Below are 17,763 nucleotides of genomic sequence, written 5' to 3'. Positions count from 1 at the left end.
TCTTCTAATCATCTGCACTGAATTCAGTCGTCGCGCTTCAGCGACCGAAGTTATCTGCAAGCGCCAGCATGGCCGCGCGCTCGGGCGCGGAGTATTCGTCGATCAGTTCTTCGTCGCCCTCGCGGATCGCCCGAAGCAGGGCCGGCGTCAGGGCCGAGGACAAAGACCAGTTCCAGTAACGCAGCACCGTCTGGGCCCGGTCGACCGCCAGCATCTCATAGGTGATCTGCACCCGCTCCCAGTCGGGATGGACCTCGCCGTCAGCCGTCAGTTCGGGCCGGCGCATGGCGCGCCACAGGGTCTGCAGGTCCAGCCGCGACAGGCCGGTGGCCTTGCACAGGATGGCCAGGGGCTCGCCCCCGGCGTCGCCCATGATCTTGGCCGAGGTCAGGGGTTTGACGCCCGACAGATAGCCGATCTCTCCGACCAGGTCGCGCGTCATGCCCTGCCCCGCGGCGGCGACGGCGGCTTCCAGACCGCTGTACGGGCTCTTGTCGATGGCGGCGCGATTGCGCTGACGCCGCTCGATGAACTGCAGGGCCTTGCGCGTCACCGGGTCGGACCAGCCTTCGGCGGCGGCTACGGCGAACAGGTCCTCGACGCTGTCCTGCAGGACCTCGCGCGACACCGCGAAGCGCTGCAGCACGATGCGGCGTTCCTCGGCCCCGCACCACCAGAACATGACATAGGCCCCCGACGGCCGCAGTTCAGGGCGCTTCAACAGCGACGCACACAGGGCGCGGCTCTGACGGCTCAGGGCGACAACGCCCTCGATGGCGACCTGGGCCAGACGGGCCGAATTGTTCTTCAGCACCGCCTCGACGACGGCGTCTTCGCCGAAGCTCAGCAGGGTTTCGGTGACCACTTCCGACAGGCCGCGTCGCTCGGCGATCAGCAACCGATGCTCGATGCCGGCGTCGCGGGCGCAGCCGATCAGGTCGACGTCGGTCAGGGAGGCGCACTGCTCGATCAGAGGGGCCGCCACAGACGGCTCGTCGCGCAGCAGCAGCCGCGCCAGACTGTCCGGCAGCTCCGCCAGGGGCGCCAGGCGCACGGCCACGCGGCGTCGCTCATCGACCGGGGCCAGGCGCAGCATCTCGACCAGCAGGTCGCCCGTCACCGCCCGCTCAAAGGCGTTGATCCGACTGGCGGGCAGACAGACGACGTCGGCCAGCCGCCGCAGCAGCGTCTGGCGCGCTTTCGACGGCCCGGTCGGGGCGTCGGCGTCGGAACTGACAGCCGGAATCGACATGGCTTCTACCCTAGGGCGAGCCGGTTAACCGCGCGTGAGGGGCAAGAACTCTCCCTCCCCTTCATGGGGAGGGAGAAAGCGGCCTGCCCTTACAGCCCCTCGAACAGGGCCGTGGACAGGTAACGCTCAGCGAAGCTGGGGATGATGGCGACGATGGTCTTGCCCGCGTTCTCGTCCCGCGCCGCCAGACGGAAGGCCGCCGTCAGGGCCGCGCCCGAACTGATGCCGACAGGAACCCCTTCGACGCGCGCCACCTTGCGGGCCATGTCGAAGGCGTCCTCGTTGGAAACCTGCTCGACGCCGTCGATCACGGCGCGGTCGATGATGGTCGGGATGAAGCCGGCGCCGATGCCCTGGATCTTGTGCGGGCCCGGCGCGCCGCCCGACAGCACCGGCGAGGCGGTCGGCTCGACCGCGATCATCTGCACCGAGGCCTTCTTGGCCTTCAGGGCATGGCCGACGCCGGTGATGGTGCCGCCGGTGCCGACGCCGGCGACGACGATGTCCACCGCGCCCGCCGTGTCGTTCCAGATCTCCTCGGCCGTGGTGACCTCATGGATGACCGGATTGGCGGGGTTTTCGAACTGCGAGGGGCTGACGGCGCCGGGCGTGCGGGCCAGCAGGTCCTGAGCCATGGCGATGGCCCCCTTCATCCCCTGCTCGGCGGGGGTCAGCACCAGCTCTGCGCCCAGCAGGGCCAGCATCTTGCGGCGCTCGATCGACATGCTTTCGGGCATGACCAGGATCAGCTTGTAGCCCTTGGAAGCGGCGACGAAGGCCAGGGCGATGCCGGTGTTGCCGCTGGTCGGCTCGATCAGCACCGAGCCGGGCTTGATCTGGCCCGCCTGCTCCAGCGCCTCGACCATGGCCACGCCGATGCGGTCCTTGACCGAGGCGATCGGGTTGAAGAACTCCAGCTTGGCCAGAACAGTCGCCTTGGGCTGATGCTCCGCCGTCAGGTTGGGCAGCCGAACCAGGGGCGTGTCGCCGATGGTGTCGATGATGCTGTCATAGACCCGGCCGCGCCCGGCCTTCTTGTGGCGGCTGGCGTCATAGGCGGTGTCGGACATGGGGAGGGCTCCGTTCGGCGGTTTCAGCCTAAGTGACAGCCCTTATACGCCCGAGGCAAGATCGCGCCGCACAGGAATTCTAAGCCCTGCCTTAGACGAAGCGCGGATGCTAGAATGGAGTGTCACGGAGATGCCCGCCATGAAGCGTCTGGTTCTGTCGATTCTTGTAATCCTCGGACTGTTGGCGGCGGGTGGAGCCGCAGCCTTCCGCTTCAGCCCCTGGCCCTCGGCGCTCCTGGTGCGCCAGGCTTTCGACAAGGATTCGGCTCGCACCAACGCCGCCCTGGCCGAACGGGTCCCGGCAGGGGTCCGCTCGCAGCTGGACCTGACCTATGATCCGGCGGACCGGAACGGACGGCTGGACCTCTACCTCCCCCCGGCAGGCGCCGCGCCGGACGGCCCCTTGCCCGTCGTCGTCTGGGTCCACGGCGGGGGCTGGGTGTCGGGCGACAAGGGTCAGATCGGCAACTACCTGAAGATCCTGGCCGCGCGCGGCTTCGCCACGGTCAGCGTCGACTACACCATCGCCCCCGAAGCGCGTTACCCGACCCCGGTGCGTCAGGTGAACGCCGCCCTGGGCTGGCTGGACGCCAACGCCGAGACCCTGGGCATAGACCGCAACCGCATCTTCCTGGCCGGAGATTCCGCCGGGTCCCAGATCGCCGCCCAGGTCGCCAACCTGACCGTCGATCCGGCCTATGCTCGCCTGACAGGAATCAAGCCCAGCCTGACGCCGAAGCAGTTGCGCGGCGTCGTCCTGCATTGCGGGGCTTATGATGCGGCGCTCGTCGACATGGAGGGGCCGATGGCCGGCTTCATCCGCACCGTGGTCTGGGCCTACCTGGGCCGTCGCGACTTTCAGGATGATCCGCGCGTCGGCGAGATGTCGGTCATCCGTCACCTCAGCCCCGCCTTTCCGCCCATCTTCATCTCGGGCGGCAACGCCGACCCCCTGACGCCCCAGTCATCGCGTCTGGCCGAAGTCGCCAGGGACAGGGGCGTGGCCGTCGACGCCCTCTTCTATCCCGCCGATCATCAACCCGCCCTGGCGCACGAGTATCAGTTCAACCTCGACCTGGCCGACGCCCGCGCCGCCCTGGACCGCAGCGCCGCCTTCCTCAACCGCCACGCGGCGCCCCTCAACCCAGCCCCCGCCGCGCCGGGTCAAAGGGCAGAACCTCGCGGATCGAGATCAGGGTCTTGAAGGCCCGGACCCGGGCGTCATCGTTCAGCACCTCACGGGTAAAGACCTCATAGGCCTCCATGGTCGGCACGCGGACATAGAGGACGAAGTCAGTCTCGCCGGTCACGTACCACGCGGCCTGGACCTCGGGTCGGGCGGTCAGGCTCTCGATCAGGGCGTCCAGCACCGCCGTCCCCTCGCGCTCCATCTCGACCAGGACGTGCATGGTCAGGGCGCGCTCCAGCCGGCCTTCATCGATCACCGCCACGTCGGCGATGATGACGCCCTCCTCCCGCAGACGGCGCAGGCGGCGCGACACCGCCGATTCCGACAGCCCCACCTTGTCCGCCAGCACCCGCGCGGGCTGCAGGTTGTCGCGCCGGACCAGATCCAGCAGCCGGCGGTCGAAATCATCGAGCGTGACGGTTTCGTGCATCTGCATTCATCCTGGCGCAGTTTTCTGGCATTCTATCAGCAGATTTCAGCGAGAAACACAGACGGCTTTTCATTAGGTTCCCGGCCGATGTCCTCCCTGAGCCTGCACCTGAATTCGCCGCGACTTTCAGCCGCCCTGCCCTATCTCGCCCTGATAGGCGGGATCGTCTCCCTGTCCCTGGGCACCTCCTTCGCCAAGTCGCTGTATCCCATGGTCGGCGCCGCAGGCACGGCGTCGCTGCGCGTCGGCCTGTCGGCCCTGATCCTGCTGGCGATCTGGCGGCCGTGGCGCGCACGCCTGTCTCGCGCCGACCTCCAGGGGCTGGCGATCTATGGCGTGGTCATGGGCCTGATGAACCTGTGCTTCTACATGTCGCTGGCCACCATCCCGCTGGGCGTGGCCCTGGCCATCGAGTTCACCGGGCCGCTGACCATCGCCCTGCTCAACTCGCGCAAGCTGATCCACTTCGTCTGGATCGGCTTCGCGGTGCTGGGTCTGACCCTGCTGCTGCCCCTGGACGGTAACGTGAAGGCGCTGGACCCGGTCGGCTGCGCCTTCGCTGCGGCGGCGGCGCTTTTCTGGGCCCTCTACATCGTCTTCGGCAAGCGAGTCAGCCACCTGCCCAGCGGCCCGACCGTGGCGGTCGGCATGTCGATGGCGGCCCTGACCGTCGTGCCCTTCGGCGTCGCCACGGCAGGTCTGAAGCTGCTGGACCCGTCCATCCTGATGCTCGGCCTGATCGTGGCCGTGGTCTCCAGCGCCCTGCCCTACACCCTGGACATGATCGCCCTGAAGGGCATCCCCAAGCGCACCTTCGGCGTCATGCTGAGCGGCGACCCGGCGGTGGGCGCCCTGGCCGGCCTGCTGTTCCTGGGCGAACACCTCAGCGGTCTGCAATGGCTGGCTATCGCCGCCATCATCACCGCCTCGATCGGCGCGGTCCTGACCTCGCCGGCGGGCGAGGACCAGCCGCTGCAAGATCCCGCCGCTCCGGCCTGATGATCAGACGTCCATGAAAGCCCTGCTCGCCTGCCTGCGCACGCCGGTCGGCAACATCGCCGTCGGGCTGATCTTCGGCCTGATCCTCGCCGTCGTGATGCGGCTGGCGATCCAGCGCGTCTTCTAAGGCATCAGAACTCCGTCCAGGCCTCGGACAGGCCGCCGTTGGCCACGGCGCGCAGCCGCGCCCGCTGGCTGTCCAGCGCGGGTGGGGGTCCGGACTGAAGACGAGGCGCAGCCGCCAGTTCGCGCACGACGCCGCCGTTTTCCTGCCCTGTGCGGAAGCGCCCGACCAGCCGCGCCAGACCCTCCGCCTCGGTCTTGAGGCTGAGCGCGGCCGCCGTGCTCTGCTCGACCATGGCCGCGTTCTGCTGGGTGACCTGATCCATCTGGTTCACCGCCGCATTGACCTGACTGAGGCCCGACGACTGCTCCTGGGACGAGGCCGCGATCTCGGCCACCAGGGCGTCCATCTCGCCTACCTTGCCGGCGATGGCGTCCAGCGAGGCCCCTGCTTCGCCGACCAGTTTCACGCCTTGCGCCACCTCCACGGCCGAGGCCGAGATCAGGGTCTTGATCTCCTTGGCCGCTTCGGCCGAGCGCTGGGCCAGGGCCCGGACCTCGGAGGCCACCACGGCGAAGCCGCGCCCGCTGTCGCCCGCCCGCGCCGCCTCGACCCCGGCGTTCAGGGCCAGAAGATTGGTCTGGAAGGCGATCTCGTCGATCACGCCGATGATGTCGCTGATCTGGTCCGAGCTCTTGCGAATGCCGTCCATGGCGGCGACGGCTTCGCGGACCACAGCGCCCGAGCGGTCGGCCTGTCCGCGCGCCTCGCCCGCCACGGCGGCGGCCTGACGGGCGCCCTCGGCGCTGCGCTTCACCGTGGCGGTGATTTCGTCGAGAGCCGCGGCTGTCTCTTCCAGCGAAGCGGCCTGCTGTTCGGTGCGCCGCGACAGGTCGTCCGAGGCGCTGGAGATTTCATCCGAGCCGCCGCGCAGGCCCGACACCGATTGCAGCACCTGGGCCAGGGTCTGCCCCAGACACTCGACGGCGTTGTTGAAATCACTCTTCACCTGGCCGTGGGCGCCGCTCATCTCCTGCTCGATGCGCGCCGTCAGGTCGCCGTCCGACAGACGCGCCAGACTGCCGGCCAGGGCCTCGACCAGGGCATTCTGGGCCGCCTCGGCGCTCAGACGTTCGGCTTCGCGGCGGGCGAACTCCTGTTCGGCTTCTGTGATGTCCACCGCCAGCTTGATGACCTTGCTGGGCCGCCCGTCCGGTCCCATGACCGGGTTGTAGCTGGCCTGAAGCCAGACCTCGCGCCCGCCCTTGGCCAGACGCCGGAACTTCGTCGCCACGAACCGCCCGGCGTTCAGGTCGCGCCAGAAGGCGGCGTAGGCGGGGTCAGCCGCCTCCGTCGGATCCATGAAGGTGCGGTGATGCTGACCCCGGATCTCGTCCAGGCTGTAGCCCATCGTCGTCAGCAGGTTGTCGTTGGCGTCCAGAATGCGGCCGTCCAGATCGAACTCGATCACCGCCTGGGATCGGCCGATCGCGGCCATCTTGCTGTCGAGGTCATGGAGCTTCTGCTCCACGTCACGCTTCTGACGACCCTTGCCGAACATCCAGCCCGCTCCCTGGCGATGACTTGCTGATGACGCCACTGATCGTGAAATGTAAAATCTGAAACCTTAGTTTTTCTGCGGTGCAGCATAAGGGCATTCCCGTAGGCCGGCTTCACCGCTCGTTAACCACGATGGCCCATTCGTTAATGGGTAAGGCACGGCGTTCGGATCGACCCGATCGCAGCCTGAGGGGCCCTGCTTGCGCAATCTCGTCGCCGCCGTTGAAGCGATCGACCCGCTGGTCGTCACCGGCAAGGTGGCGGGCGTCAGCGGCCTGCTGATCGAATCCCGGGGCGGCCTGTCGCGTCTGGCGGTCGGCGCCCGCGCCGAGATCGAGCGGCGAGGCCAGCCCCCCCTGCCCGCGGAGGTCGTCGGTTTCCGCGACGCCAAGGCCCTGCTGATGCCCTTCGGTCCGGTCGAGGGCGTGGCCCCCGGCGCCGACATCCGCATCATCGACACCGCCGCCAGCGTGCGCCCCACCACCGCCTGGCTGGGCCGCATCATCGACGCCTTCGGCCAGCCCATCGACGGCCTCGGTCCCCTGCCGCAGGGGCCGGCACCCTATCCCCTGCGCGCCTCGCCGCCGCCGGCCCATTCGCGCGGCCGGGTGGGCGAGCGGCTGGACCTGGGCGTGCGCTCGATGGACGTCTTCACCACCACCTGCCGGGGTCAGCGCCTCGGCATCTTCGCCGGTTCGGGCGTGGGCAAGTCGGTGCTGCTGTCCATGCTGGCCAAGCAGGCCACCTGCGATGTCGTCGTCGTCGGCCTGATCGGCGAGCGGGGCCGCGAGGTCCGCGAGTTCATTGAGGAGACCCTGGGCGAAGAGGGCCTGCGCCGCGCAGTGGTCGTGGTCGCCACCTCGGACGAACCGGCGCTGAAACGGCGCCAGTCGGCCTATATGACGCTCGCCGTCTCCGAATACTTCCGCGATCAGGGGCTGGAAGTCCTGTGCCTGATGGACTCGGTCACCCGCTTCGCCATGGCCCAGCGCGAGATCGGTCTGGCCGCGGGCGAGCCGCCGACCACCAAGGGCTATACGCCCACCGTCTTCACCGAACTGCCCAAGCTGCTGGAGCGCGCCGGCCCCGGCCCGATCCGCCCCGACGGCACCGAGGCCGGGCCGATCACCGCCCTGTTCACCGTCCTGGTCGATGGCGGCGATCATGACGAGCCGATCGCCGACGCCGTGCGAGGCATCCTCGACGGCCACATCGTCATGGACCGCAAGATCGCCGAGCGCGGCCGCTTCCCCGCCATCGACGTGCTGAAGTCGGTCAGCCGGACCCTGCCCGGCTGCCAGACCCCGCCCGAGCGCGAGCTGAACCGCCGCGCCCGTCAGTGCCTGTCGGCCTACGCCAACATGGAAGAGCTGATCAAGATCGGCGCCTATCGCAGCGGGGCCGACCCCATCGTCGACCGCGCCATCGCCCTGAACCCGGCGCTCGAGGACTTCCTGGGCCAGGACAAGGACGACCACACCAGTCTGGACGAGAGCTTCGTGCGGCTGGAGGCCATCCTCAACCAGGGCATGGTCGCCCCCTAGGGCCTTCACAGACCATCGTTCCAAAGTATTAACCCCCGCAACCGCATCGTGACGCCATGACCGCCTGGGCCCAATCCCTGATCCGCATCTCCAATTACGAGGTCGAGACGCTGCAGAAGCGCCTGGCCGAGGTCGCGGCTCGCAAGGCCGAGGCCGAGATGCGCGTCGCCGTCCTCGACGCCGAGGTCGAGATCGAGCGTCAGAACGCCCGCCTGGACCCGTCGTCGGGCATGATGCTGCAAGCCTACCTGAAGGGCTGGGCGCTGAAGCGCGCCGACGCCGAAGGCGTGGTCGCCGCCGTCTCCGCCGAGGAGGAAGGCGCCCGCGACGCCCTGACCAGCGCCTTCGAGGAGCTGAAGAAGTTCGAGCACGTCGCCGAGACGACCCGGCTGAACAAGCTGATCGCCGCCGCCAAGCGCGAAACCGCCGCCTTCGACGAAATGGGCCTGCGCCGCCGGGCCGAGGGCTGACGCCCGATGATTTCGCGCCGCGCCGTCCTGGCGACGCCGCTCGCCCTGGCCGCCTGCGGCTCGGCCGAACCGCCGGCGCCGCCGCCGACCATCGCCCCGCTCAAGGCGACCGCCCCCTTCCCCGTCGGCCTCAGCGCCATGACGGGTCAGTTCGACGACCCGCAATGGGTCGATCTGGTCCGCACCCACTTCAATCAGTTGACCCCCGAGTGGGAGATGAAGATGGAGCGGATCCTGTCGCCGACCGGCGGCTATGACTTCTCGGCCGCCGACCGCATCGCCGCCTTCGCCCGCGACCATGGCCTGCGGCTCTATGGCACCACCCTGATCTGGTACGCTCAGGATCACCCGCATTTCCACGACCTGGATCAGACCCGGTTCGAGGCCGACTACGACCGCTGGATCGCCACCGTCGCCGGACGCTATCGCGGCCAGGCCGTGGGCTGGGACGTGGTCAACGAGCCGGTGGCCGAGAACGGCGACGGCCTGCGCGACTGTCTGTGGAGCCAGCGCCTGGGCCAGGACGGCTACATGATCCGCGCCTTCGAGCAGGCGAAGCTGGCCGCGCCCGACGCCGTCCTGTTCATCAACGACTACAACCTCGAGAACAATCCGAGGAAGGGCGCGACCTTCCTGCGCACCGTCGAGCGCCTGCTGAAGGCCGGGGCGCCGATCGGCGGTCTGGGCACCCAGTCGCACCTCGACATCGAGATCCCCGCCGGTCAGATCACGTCCTTCATGCGCGAGCTGGCCGCCTTCGGCCTGCCCATTCATGTCTCCGAGCTGGACGCCTCGCTGCGGGCCGACCGCCGCCTGGACACCCGTTCGCGCGATGAGAAGCTGGCCCAGCAGAAGGCCCGCGTGGTCGAACTGGCCGAGGCCTTCATGGCCCTGCCCCCGGCCCAACGCTTCGCCTTCACCGCCTGGGGCCTGCGCGACACCGACAGCTGGCTGCGACGCCCGCCCGAGGACGACGGGCGCGATCAACCCCTGCTGTTCGACGCCCTGGGCCGACCCAAGCCCCTGGCGGCGGCGCTGGAGGCGGTGTTCAAAGCCTGACCTTGATCCTCCCCTGCGAAGCGGGGGAGGGGGACCATGCGAAGCATGGTGGAGGGGGCAAGATCACGCGCAATGGGCCAAGCCAAGATGACTGGCGGATTCCGAACGCTTGAGCGCCAGCTTGAAGCCGCCCCCTCCACCGCTCCGCGGTCCCCCTCCCCCGTTGCACGGGGGAGGATCGGCAGGTTTACCGGAAGGCAACGCCGACCTGATCTAACGGCGTCATGAAGCTGATCCACGCCCTTCAGGATAACGCCGACCCCAACTCGCTGGTGTCCCGTTTCCGCCGCGCCCGCGCCAGGCGCGTCACCGCCCTGATCGAGGCCATCCACGCCGAGAAGGGCGCGGTGCGGATCATCGATCTGGGCGGCGAGCCGGAATACTGGAACCTGTTCCCGCGCGACTTCCTTGACGCGATGAAAGTCCGCATCACCCTGGTGAACCCCGGCGGCTTCGAGGCGGTGGACGAGACCCTGTTCGACGACGTCGACGGCGACGCCTGCTCCCTGCCCCAGTATGCGGACAACAGCTTCGACCTGGTCCACTCCAACTCGGTCGTCGAGCACGTCGGCGATTGGGTGCGGATGGAGGCCTTCGCCGCCGAGGCCCGCCGCCTGGCCCCGCGCTACTACGTCCAGACCCCCTATTTCTGGTTCCCGATCGAGCCCCACTTCTCGGCGCCCTTCTTCCACTGGCGCAGCGAGCAGAGCCGGGCGCGCGCCCTGATGCGCAAGGCCCACGGCTTCTCGCAGAAGGCCCCCGACGTCGGCGCCGCCATGCGCGACGTCCAGCACGCCCGCCTGCTTGACAAGACCCAGTTCCGCTTTCTGCTGCCCGACGCCGAACACCACGACGAGGTGGTGCTGGGCCTGACCAAGTCGCTGATCGCAGTCCGGGGCTGATCTTCCTTCTCCCCTTGTGGGAGAAGGTGGCAGGCGGAGCCTGACGGATGAGGGGTGCGAGCGACGCTCTTGGGTGATCGGGCAGGCGTCATCGCTTTTCATTGCCTAGTCAGGCGCCTACACCCCTCATCCGAGCGCCTCCGGCGCCCACCTTCTCCCTCAAGGGGAGAAGGGCCCAGAACAGCAAAACGCCCGCCGGTTTCCCGGCGGGCGCTTCAATCTTCGGACCTGAGTGGAGGCTCAGGGCGTCATTCAGGCGGCGACGTTGATCGCGCCTTCCGACGGGTCGCGCAGGACGTAGCCGCGGCCCCAGACGGTTTCGATGTAGTGCTTGCCGCCGGCGGCCGTCGCCAGCTTCTTGCGCAGCTTGCAGATGAAGACGTCGATGATCTTCAGCTCGGGCTCGTCCATGCCGCCGTACAGGTGGTTCAGGAACATTTCCTTGGTCAGGGTGGTGCCCTTGCGCAACGAGAGCAGCTCCAGCATCTGGTATTCCTTGCCGGTCAGGTGCACGCGGTGACCGTCCACCTCGACCGTCTTGGCGTCCAGGTTCACGGCGATCTCGCCGGTGTGGATGATGGCCTGGGCGTGACCCTTGGAGCGACGGACCACGGCGTGGGTGCGCGCGATCAGCTCGTCCTTGTGGAAGGGCTTGGTCAGGTAGTCGTCGGCGCCGCCGCCGAAGGTCTTGACCTTGGTCTCGATCTCGTGGCTGCCCGAGAGGATCATGACCGGCGTATTGATCTTGCCGACGCGCAGCTGACGCAGAACCTCAAGGCCGCTCATGTCGGGCAGGTTCAGGTCCAGCAGAATGAGGTCGTAGTCATAGATCTTGCCCAGATCGATGCCTTCTTCACCCAGGTCGGTCGTATAGACATTAAAGCCTTCCGACTTGAGCATCAGTTCGATGCTCTGGGCCGTGGCGTGATCGTCTTCAATCAGCAGGACGCGCATTCATGCCCCTCCAGGCAAAGCTTTGGTTCGGCCGCCAAGGGAGCGACAGCCGGGTAACCTTGTTCCAACGTTAACGGGTCAAAACCTTAAGAAGGGTTAACGGGTCCCGATATGGAACGCCTAAGGTGATTTGCGAATCGGCGTCCAGAGTCCCGAGTCAAGGATTCGTTAATTTATTAACCACGCCGCGCGTCTTGCCCCCTTGACGTTCGCAACATCCCCCGTCGCGCATCCATTGCTCCACAGCCGATCCCGCGCGGGACAAGGCGAAACGACCGATTCTGACGTTGTCTAGGACAAGATTCCTAACCCACCCCTCTGCACGACACATGATGGGGACCACAGAAAAATAGGTTCGGGAGCAACTGACGACATGGAATCCTATCGGGCCGAGCCCTATCGCGTGCCGGTGACGGAGGGCGACCGCATCCGGGCCGACGCGGCCCTGCATCTGGCGGCCTACGCCTTCGGGGTTCCGGCTAGCGAGATGCTCCGGCGCGAACGGACGCGCCCGCGCGCCTGCCGCGCCCGCTGGTCGGCCATGTACCTGGCCCATGTCTCCTACGGCTGGCCGCTGGAGCGGGTCGGCCACGCCTTCGGCCTGAACCGGGCCACCGCCTCGACCGCCTGCCGCTGGGCCGAGGACGCACGCGACGACGACCGCTACGATGCGGTGATGGATGGGCTGGAGTCGGGCCTGCGCGCCATATCGGAACTGCCCGCCGTCGACCTGGCCGTGATGGCGGGAGGCGGCCGATGAGCCGGATGCTGGAACGCGCCCGGTCCCTGCTGGACCGGCCCGGCGCCTGGCTGGACCAGTCGGACGGGGCCTACCCCTTGCGGCTCGGCGGCGACCGGCGCGGGCGGGTGGTGCTGACCCTGGACGAGGCGGCGTTTCGCGCCCTGATCGAACGGCCAGGCCTGAGGCGACGCGACGGCGGCGGCTGGCTGCCGCGCCCGACGCCCGCCCGCAACACCTCGCTGTCGCCCTCGCCGCCCGGCCGCCCCGGCCTGATCGAGGGCGAGCGCCCGGTCATGGAGGCCGACGGACGCCTGACCACGCGCCGCGCCAATCTGGGCGAAAGCCCCGTCGCCTGGCTGGCCCGGCGCAAGGACGCCTCGGGCCGCCCCTGGCTGACCCCGGCCGAGGTCGCGGCGGGCGAACGGCTGCGCCATGAGGCCGAGATCGCCCTCAGCGGCCCCTCCCTGACCATGCGCTGGGACGCCCTGCCCCGCTCCGGCGGCGGCAGTTCCGCGCGCGTCGAGCCGAGTGACCGCGCCCTGTCGGCCTCGGCCCGCGTCGAGGCGGCGTTGAGCGCCTGCGGCCCGCGCCTGCGCGCCCTAGTCGAGCGCGTCTGTATCCACGGCACGTCGCTGCAACTGGCGGAACAGGACCTGTCCCTGCGTCGTCGCCAGGGCAAGACGGTGCTGAAGCAGGGGTTGCAGGCCCTGGCCGATCACTACGGGATCGGGTGAGGACGCCGCCTCGTTCCAAGAAACAGAGGCCCTGAACGTCCGCTAAGGGTGGGAAGCGGACGTTAGAGGCCCGCCGCAACTGCCGAGGCAATTGCAACTTCCACCCTATCCTGAGCGGCCTCCATCATTGCTGCGCACTGCTGGGCAGAGATAGCGGCGCGGGCAGAATTGGCTTGGCCAGCCGAAAATCCACTGTGGAAACTTGCGAGAAGGCGTTCCTTGTCGTTCCTAGGGGGCGATTTTAAAGCACCGGCATCAAGCCGATCCTTCGCTCCCGCTGGTAGATGAGCCAAACACAACCCTGTCGCTTCTCCGAGATCTCTCATTGCTTCGGATACGCTGCCACGGACTTCGCTGGGGGCTACGCTGTGCGGCAAAGTCTGGGCTATCAGGATCAGGGCCGCGATGAAGAATGACAACATAAAAACAGCCTCCGAAGGCACCATTGTGCCTGTCTGAAGGCTGTCCGCAACTGGTCGATTTGTGAAATAGGTGTCCCGCCCGAAAGCAGACTCGCGCGCCCCAGTCACTCCGCCGCCCTCCCGGCCGTAGCGAAGCGAAGCGCCGGGGCTCAGGCGACTGCACCTGATGGGGGCGAGGCTTGAAATCCGCCGCCTGGGTTCCGGGTTCTGCTGCGCAGCCCCGGGATGACGGCGGTGAAGGTTTAGCTCGCGTGCAGTTGCTGCTTCACGCGTTCGGCCAGGGTCTTGATGTCCAGCGGCTTGGGCAGGAAGGAGACGCCGGTTTCGTCCTGCAGCAGGTCCGAGAAGTCGCTCTCGGCATAGCCCGAGATGAACATGACCGGGGCGTCGCCGAGGAAGGGTCGGGCCTTGCGCAGCAAGGACGGACCGTCCAGCCCCGGCATGATGACGTCGGAGATCATCATGTCGATCTGGCCGGCCCATTCCTCGGCCAGGATCAGGGCCTCCTCGCCGTCGGCGGCCTCGATCACCTCATAGCCGCGCTGGCGCAGCAGGCGCGCGGCGATGCCGCGCACGGCGGCCTCGTCCTCGACGAACAGGATGCGGCCGGCGCCCGACAGGTCGCGCGGCGCGGCCTTGACCACCTTCTCGACCACCGGGGCGGCGACCAGTTCCTCGGCCGAGGCGGCGGGCAGGAAGATGCGGAAGGCGGCGCCGGCGCCTTCGATGTTCGAGACGCTGATGTGGCCGCCCGCCTGCTGGACGATGCCATAGACGGTGGCCAGGCCCATGCCGGTGCCTTCGTTGACCGCCTTGGTGGTGAAGAAGGGCTCGAAGATCTTGTCCAGCAGTTCCGGCGGCACGCCGGGACCGGTGTCGGACACCTCGATCAGGGCGATCTCGCCCTTGGCCTCGCGCCAGCCCATGTCGCGAGCCTGCCCCTCGGTCAGGCGGCGGGTCTTGATGGTGACGACGCCCGCGCCCGGTTCGACCACGCCGCGCATGGCGTCGCGGGCGTTGACCGCCAGGTTCATGACGGCGGTTTCCAGCTGGCTCTTGTCGGCCAGGACCAGGGGCATGTCGCGGCCGTAGTCGGTCTCCAGACGGACGTCCTCGCGCAGCAGACGGCGCAGCAGGACGGCGAACTCGCCGACCAGTTCGCCCAGGTCCAGACGCTCGCGCCGCACCGTGGACTTGCGCGAGAAGGCCAGCAGCTTGCGCACCAGATCGGCGGCGCGGATGCCGGTCTGGCGGATCTGGTTCAGGCCGTCATAGGAGGGGTCGCCGACCGGATGGCGCTCCAGCAGCTCGGACAGCTGCATCTGGATGGCGGTCAGCAGGTTGTTGAAGTCGTGGGCCACGCCGCCGGCCAGCTGGCCCACGGCCTGCATCTTCTGGGCCTGCGACAGCTGCAGCTCCATCGACTTCTGCGACGAGACGTCGAACAGCCAGACGCGGCGCTTGTCGCCTTCCGGCGCGACATAGAGGTGCAGGTGACGGTCGGGATAGGCGCGGGCCACCAGCTCGATCGGCCCCGAAGACCCAGCGGCCAGCTTGGCTTTCGCCTCAGTCACGCCCGCCAGGTCGAACAGGTGGCCGAAGGCCGCGTCGCCGGACGCGGCCGGGCCGGTCAGGACGGCCAGGGCCGCGTTGGAATCCTCGGCCCTGCCCGCGAACAGGTCGTCGCCGGCGATCACCGTCGAGCCGAAGGGCGCGCCGGCGGCCATGGCGCGGGCCTCGCCGCTGACCTTGGCGGGGGCGGCGACGGGGGCGGCCTGCGGCACCGGCAGGACAGCGTCAGGCGCGGCGCGGACCAGGAAACGCCCCTGCCCCGCCTGACCGATCAGGACCTCGATCTCGCGCGCGCCGATCTGGACGATGGCGCGGCCCTGATGGCCTTCGCGAGCCTGGGCGAAGGCCATGTAGAGGGCTTGCGCAGACTTGCCGCGCGGAAGCGAAGTGACGGCGCCGTTCTCCTCGGCCCAGGCGGCGTTGTAGGCCAGCACCTGACCGGACGGCCACACCAGCGCCGCTGGCTCGGCCATGGCGTCCAGCATCTCGACCGCCGTGTCGCCGTGAGCCCGGCGCACCTCGGCCCGGCCGAAGGCGAACAGCCAGATCACCGCCGTGGCGCCCGCCGCGAAGATCAGGATCAGACCGGGCGCCGTGAAGGCGTTGGCGCGAAACGCCGGATAGACCATGGCCGCGACCGCCAGGGAGAAACCCAGCGCCATCACCACCAACAGGGGATCAAAGGTCGGACGGCGCGTCATCGCCGCCTTCGGCCGGGAAATCGTCATGGCGTCCTGCCCGCGCGAATCATTAACCATCAGCATACCGAAGCTCGTTCGTGCGCCCTAACGAGACGCCTCTCCCTCCCCTTCATGGGGAGGGTGGTCGCGCAGCGACCGGGTGGGGAGGGCTGGGTGAAACGGGCGCAGCGCTTAATCAGCCAAGCCGCCCCCACCCGTCTGACGCTGCGCGTCAGCCACCCTCCCCATGAAGGGGAGAGAGAAACACGGCGCTGCATTATCACCGCCGCTTCCGTCCCTGCATGACGAAGCCGATCACCTTGGCCGCCGCCTCGAAATGTTCACGCGGGATGACCTCGTCCACCTCGACCGTCGCATAGAGTGCGCGGGCCAGGGGCACGTTCTCGACGATCGGCACGCCGCTCTCCTTCGCCAGCTCGCGGATGCGCAGAGCCACCGCATCGACGCCCTTGGCGACGCAGATGGGGGCGCCGTCGCCCTGATCCGGCTCATAGCGCAGGGCCACCGAATAGTGGGTCGGGTTGGTGACGATCACCGTGGCGCCCGGCACCGCCTGCATCATGCGCTGGCGACTGCGCTGCATGCGGATCTGACGCAGCTTGCCCTTCACGTGGGGGTCGCCCTCGGTCTGCTTGAAGTCTTCCTTCATCTCCTCCTTGGTCATCCGCATCCGCTTGGCGAAGCGGAACTTCTGCCAGATGAAGTCGGCCCCGGCGGTGAAGGCCAGGAAGATCAGGGCGGCGATCATCAGCGATCCCGCAAGATCCCGCGCTAAGGGCAGGATCGCGGCCGGGCTCATGGCCGCCAGGTTCTCGAACTCGCGGGCGTGGGGCTTCAGCACCCACCAGCAGACCGCGCCGATGGCGATCAGCTTCAGAAAGGTCTTGATGAACTGGACGATGCCGTCCGGCCCGTAGATGCGCTTGAAGCCGGACAGGGGGCTGACCGACGACCACTTGGGCTTGAGCTTCTCGGCGGTGAACATAAAGCCCGACTGGGCCAGATTGCCCCCCACCCCGCCGATGATGACCGCCAGCATCAGGGCCGCCAGGAAGGGCGTCACGGCCCAGACCGCCCTCATGCCGATCTCGACCCCGGCGCCCGCCTCCAGCCCGCCCAGCATGGCGTGCGGCTCGGCCAGGAAGGGCAGCATGTCCTCGGCCATCTGCTGCGAGAAATAGCCGCCGCCGATCAGCAGCACCGCCACGGCGCCGGCCAGGGACATGGCCGCCGCCACGTCCGGCGACTTGGCGACGTCGCCCTTCTTCCGCGCGTCCTCAAGTTTTCGCGGGGTGGCCTCTTCGGTTTTCGACTCGGGATCGGAACCTTCAGCCAAGGCTCCCTCCCGTGAACACTCGCGTCAGGACGCGATAGCGGTCGATGAAGATGGTTCCCATCACGCCGAGGCTCAGCGCGAAGATCGAAAGGCCCAGAAGGACGCTGAGCGGAGCGGCGGCGAAATAGACCTGAAACGCCGGCATGACCCGCGCCACCAGGCCGGACGCCAGGTTGAAGATCAGGGCGAAGACCAGGACCGGCGCCGCCAGTTGGACCCCCAGCATGAAGCTCTGCCCCAGGGTCCGGACAGCCATGGCGGCGAAATCGGCGGCGATCATCGGCTTGGCGGGCGAGATGGTCTCGTAGGAGCCCAGGATGCCGGCGATGAACAGGTGATGGGTGTTGGTGGCGAAGATCAGCGTCACCCCCAGCAGCATCAAGAAGGCCGACAGGGTCGAGCCCGGCGAGGCCTGCAGCGGGTTGGCCGTCTGGGCGAAACCGAGCGTGGTCTGCTGCGAGATGATCTCACCCGCCGTGACCAGGGCCGTCATGAAGCTGCGCAGGATGACGCCGATGGCTAGGCCGGTCAGGACCTCGCGGATAATCCAGCCTGCCATGCCGCCCAGGGTCGGCGGCAAGGCCGGCAGGGTCCCGGCCACCAGCGGCCACATCACCAGCGACAGCAGCAACGCCAGCGACAGGCGCACGCGCGGCGGCACATAGCTCTCGCCGATGCCGGGGATGGTCATCAGGATCGCGCCGATCCGGGCGAAGATCAGCCCGCCGGCCCAGATCTGATCGGCGGTGGCGTAAGGCTCCAT

16 protein-coding genes are annotated in these 17,763 nt (G+C 68.2%); 8 read left to right on the top strand and 8 right to left on the bottom strand.

The features are described 5' to 3' along the window. Positions 1–37 precede the first annotated feature (37 nt). Together ACFYLW_RS02210 and cysK are read right to left on the bottom strand one after the other, a co-directional pair. The gene (locus tag ACFYLW_RS02210; RefSeq protein WP_390182667.1) at positions 38–1,252 is read right to left on the bottom strand and encodes a DUF2336 domain-containing protein; all 1,215 of its coding nucleotides are present in this window, start codon (positions 1,250–1,252) and stop codon (positions 38–40) included. An 89-nt stretch (positions 1,253–1,341) separates the two neighbouring features. Then, on the bottom strand, positions 1,342–2,322 hold the full coding sequence (gene cysK / locus ACFYLW_RS02205) for a cysteine synthase A (RefSeq protein WP_390182666.1): 981 nt from the start codon (positions 2,320–2,322) through the stop codon (positions 1,342–1,344). A 139-nt stretch (positions 2,323–2,461) separates the two neighbouring features. On the opposite strand from cysK, the gene ACFYLW_RS02200 reads away from it, so the two are divergent. Next, on the top strand, positions 2,462–3,526 hold the full coding sequence (locus tag ACFYLW_RS02200; protein WP_390182665.1) for an alpha/beta hydrolase: 1,065 nt from the start codon (positions 2,462–2,464) through the stop codon (positions 3,524–3,526). Here ACFYLW_RS02200 and ACFYLW_RS02195 read toward each other — a convergent pair. Further along, positions 3,462–3,941 (bottom strand): Lrp/AsnC family transcriptional regulator, encoded by a 480-nt coding sequence (locus ACFYLW_RS02195; RefSeq protein WP_390182664.1) that lies wholly within the window; start codon positions 3,939–3,941, stop codon positions 3,462–3,464. The two genes, ACFYLW_RS02200 and ACFYLW_RS02195, sit on opposite strands and share 65 nt — an antisense overlap. A gap of 87 nt (positions 3,942–4,028) precedes the next feature. On the opposite strand from ACFYLW_RS02195, the gene ACFYLW_RS02190 reads away from it, so the two are divergent. After that, positions 4,029–4,940 (top strand): DMT family transporter, encoded by a 912-nt coding sequence (locus ACFYLW_RS02190; protein ID WP_390182663.1) that lies wholly within the window; start codon positions 4,029–4,031, stop codon positions 4,938–4,940. A gap of 131 nt (positions 4,941–5,071) precedes the next feature. Here the strand turns inward: ACFYLW_RS02190 and ACFYLW_RS02185 are convergent, their stop codons facing one another. Next, the gene (locus ACFYLW_RS02185; protein ID WP_390182662.1) at positions 5,072–6,565 is read right to left on the bottom strand and encodes a methyl-accepting chemotaxis protein; all 1,494 of its coding nucleotides are present in this window, start codon (positions 6,563–6,565) and stop codon (positions 5,072–5,074) included. A gap of 199 nt (positions 6,566–6,764) precedes the next feature. Between ACFYLW_RS02185 and fliI the strand changes: the two genes are divergently transcribed. The 4 genes from fliI to ACFYLW_RS02165 all read left to right on the top strand — a co-directional run bounded on the left by fliI (position 6,765) and on the right by ACFYLW_RS02165 (position 10,539). Continuing rightward, positions 6,765–8,108, top strand: coding sequence for a flagellar protein export ATPase FliI (gene fliI, locus ACFYLW_RS02180; RefSeq protein ID WP_390182661.1), 1,344 nt, complete (start codon positions 6,765–6,767; stop codon positions 8,106–8,108). Between the two features lie 56 nt (positions 8,109–8,164). Further along, the gene (locus tag ACFYLW_RS02175; protein ID WP_312066109.1) at positions 8,165–8,578 is read left to right on the top strand and encodes a flagellar export protein FliJ; all 414 of its coding nucleotides are present in this window, start codon (positions 8,165–8,167) and stop codon (positions 8,576–8,578) included. A gap of 6 nt (positions 8,579–8,584) precedes the next feature. Further along, positions 8,585–9,637 (top strand): endo-1,4-beta-xylanase, encoded by a 1,053-nt coding sequence (locus ACFYLW_RS02170; RefSeq protein WP_390182660.1) that lies wholly within the window; start codon positions 8,585–8,587, stop codon positions 9,635–9,637. Positions 9,638–9,861: 224 nt separating this feature from the next. After that, positions 9,862–10,539, top strand: coding sequence for a methyltransferase domain-containing protein (locus tag ACFYLW_RS02165; protein WP_390182659.1), 678 nt, complete (start codon positions 9,862–9,864; stop codon positions 10,537–10,539). A gap of 252 nt (positions 10,540–10,791) precedes the next feature. On the opposite strand, the gene ctrA is transcribed toward ACFYLW_RS02165, so the two are convergent. After that, entirely contained in the window at positions 10,792–11,493 is a 702-nt protein-coding gene (ctrA, locus tag ACFYLW_RS02160) for a response regulator transcription factor CtrA (protein ID WP_207825828.1), read from the bottom strand. 373 nt (positions 11,494–11,866) lie between these two features. Here ctrA and ACFYLW_RS02155 point away from each other — a divergent pair, with 373 nt between their 5' ends. Next, positions 11,867–12,253 carry a chromosomal replication initiator DnaA gene (locus ACFYLW_RS02155; protein WP_390182658.1) on the top strand — a complete coding sequence of 129 codons (387 nt, stop codon included), beginning with the start codon at positions 11,867–11,869 and terminating at the stop codon, positions 12,251–12,253. Further along, the gene (locus tag ACFYLW_RS02150) at positions 12,250–12,969 is read left to right on the top strand and encodes a DUF6456 domain-containing protein (RefSeq protein ID WP_390182657.1); all 720 of its coding nucleotides are present in this window, start codon (positions 12,250–12,252) and stop codon (positions 12,967–12,969) included. The genes ACFYLW_RS02155 and ACFYLW_RS02150 overlap by 4 nt, the downstream gene beginning before the upstream one ends. Positions 12,970–13,633: 664 nt before the next feature. Here ACFYLW_RS02150 and cckA read toward each other — a convergent pair. From cckA to fliR, 3 genes are all read right to left on the bottom strand, one after another. Further along, on the bottom strand, positions 13,634–15,664 hold the full coding sequence (cckA, locus tag ACFYLW_RS02145) for a cell cycle histidine kinase CckA (RefSeq protein WP_390182868.1): 2,031 nt from the start codon (positions 15,662–15,664) through the stop codon (positions 13,634–13,636). Positions 15,665–15,923: 259 nt separating this feature from the next. After that, a complete protein-coding gene (gene flhB / locus ACFYLW_RS02140; protein WP_390182656.1) occupies positions 15,924–17,000 on the bottom strand; it encodes a flagellar biosynthesis protein FlhB in 1,077 nt (358 codons plus the stop codon). After that, a complete protein-coding gene (gene fliR, locus ACFYLW_RS02135) occupies positions 16,993–17,763 on the bottom strand; it encodes a flagellar biosynthetic protein FliR (protein ID WP_390182655.1) in 771 nt (256 codons plus the stop codon). The genes flhB and fliR overlap by 8 nt, the downstream gene beginning before the upstream one ends.

The organism is Brevundimonas sp. NPDC007368, from assembly GCF_042869015.1.
Lineage (GTDB): Bacteria > Pseudomonadota > Alphaproteobacteria > Caulobacterales > Caulobacteraceae > Brevundimonas.
This window is presented reverse-complemented; position numbering and strand designations above follow the sequence as displayed.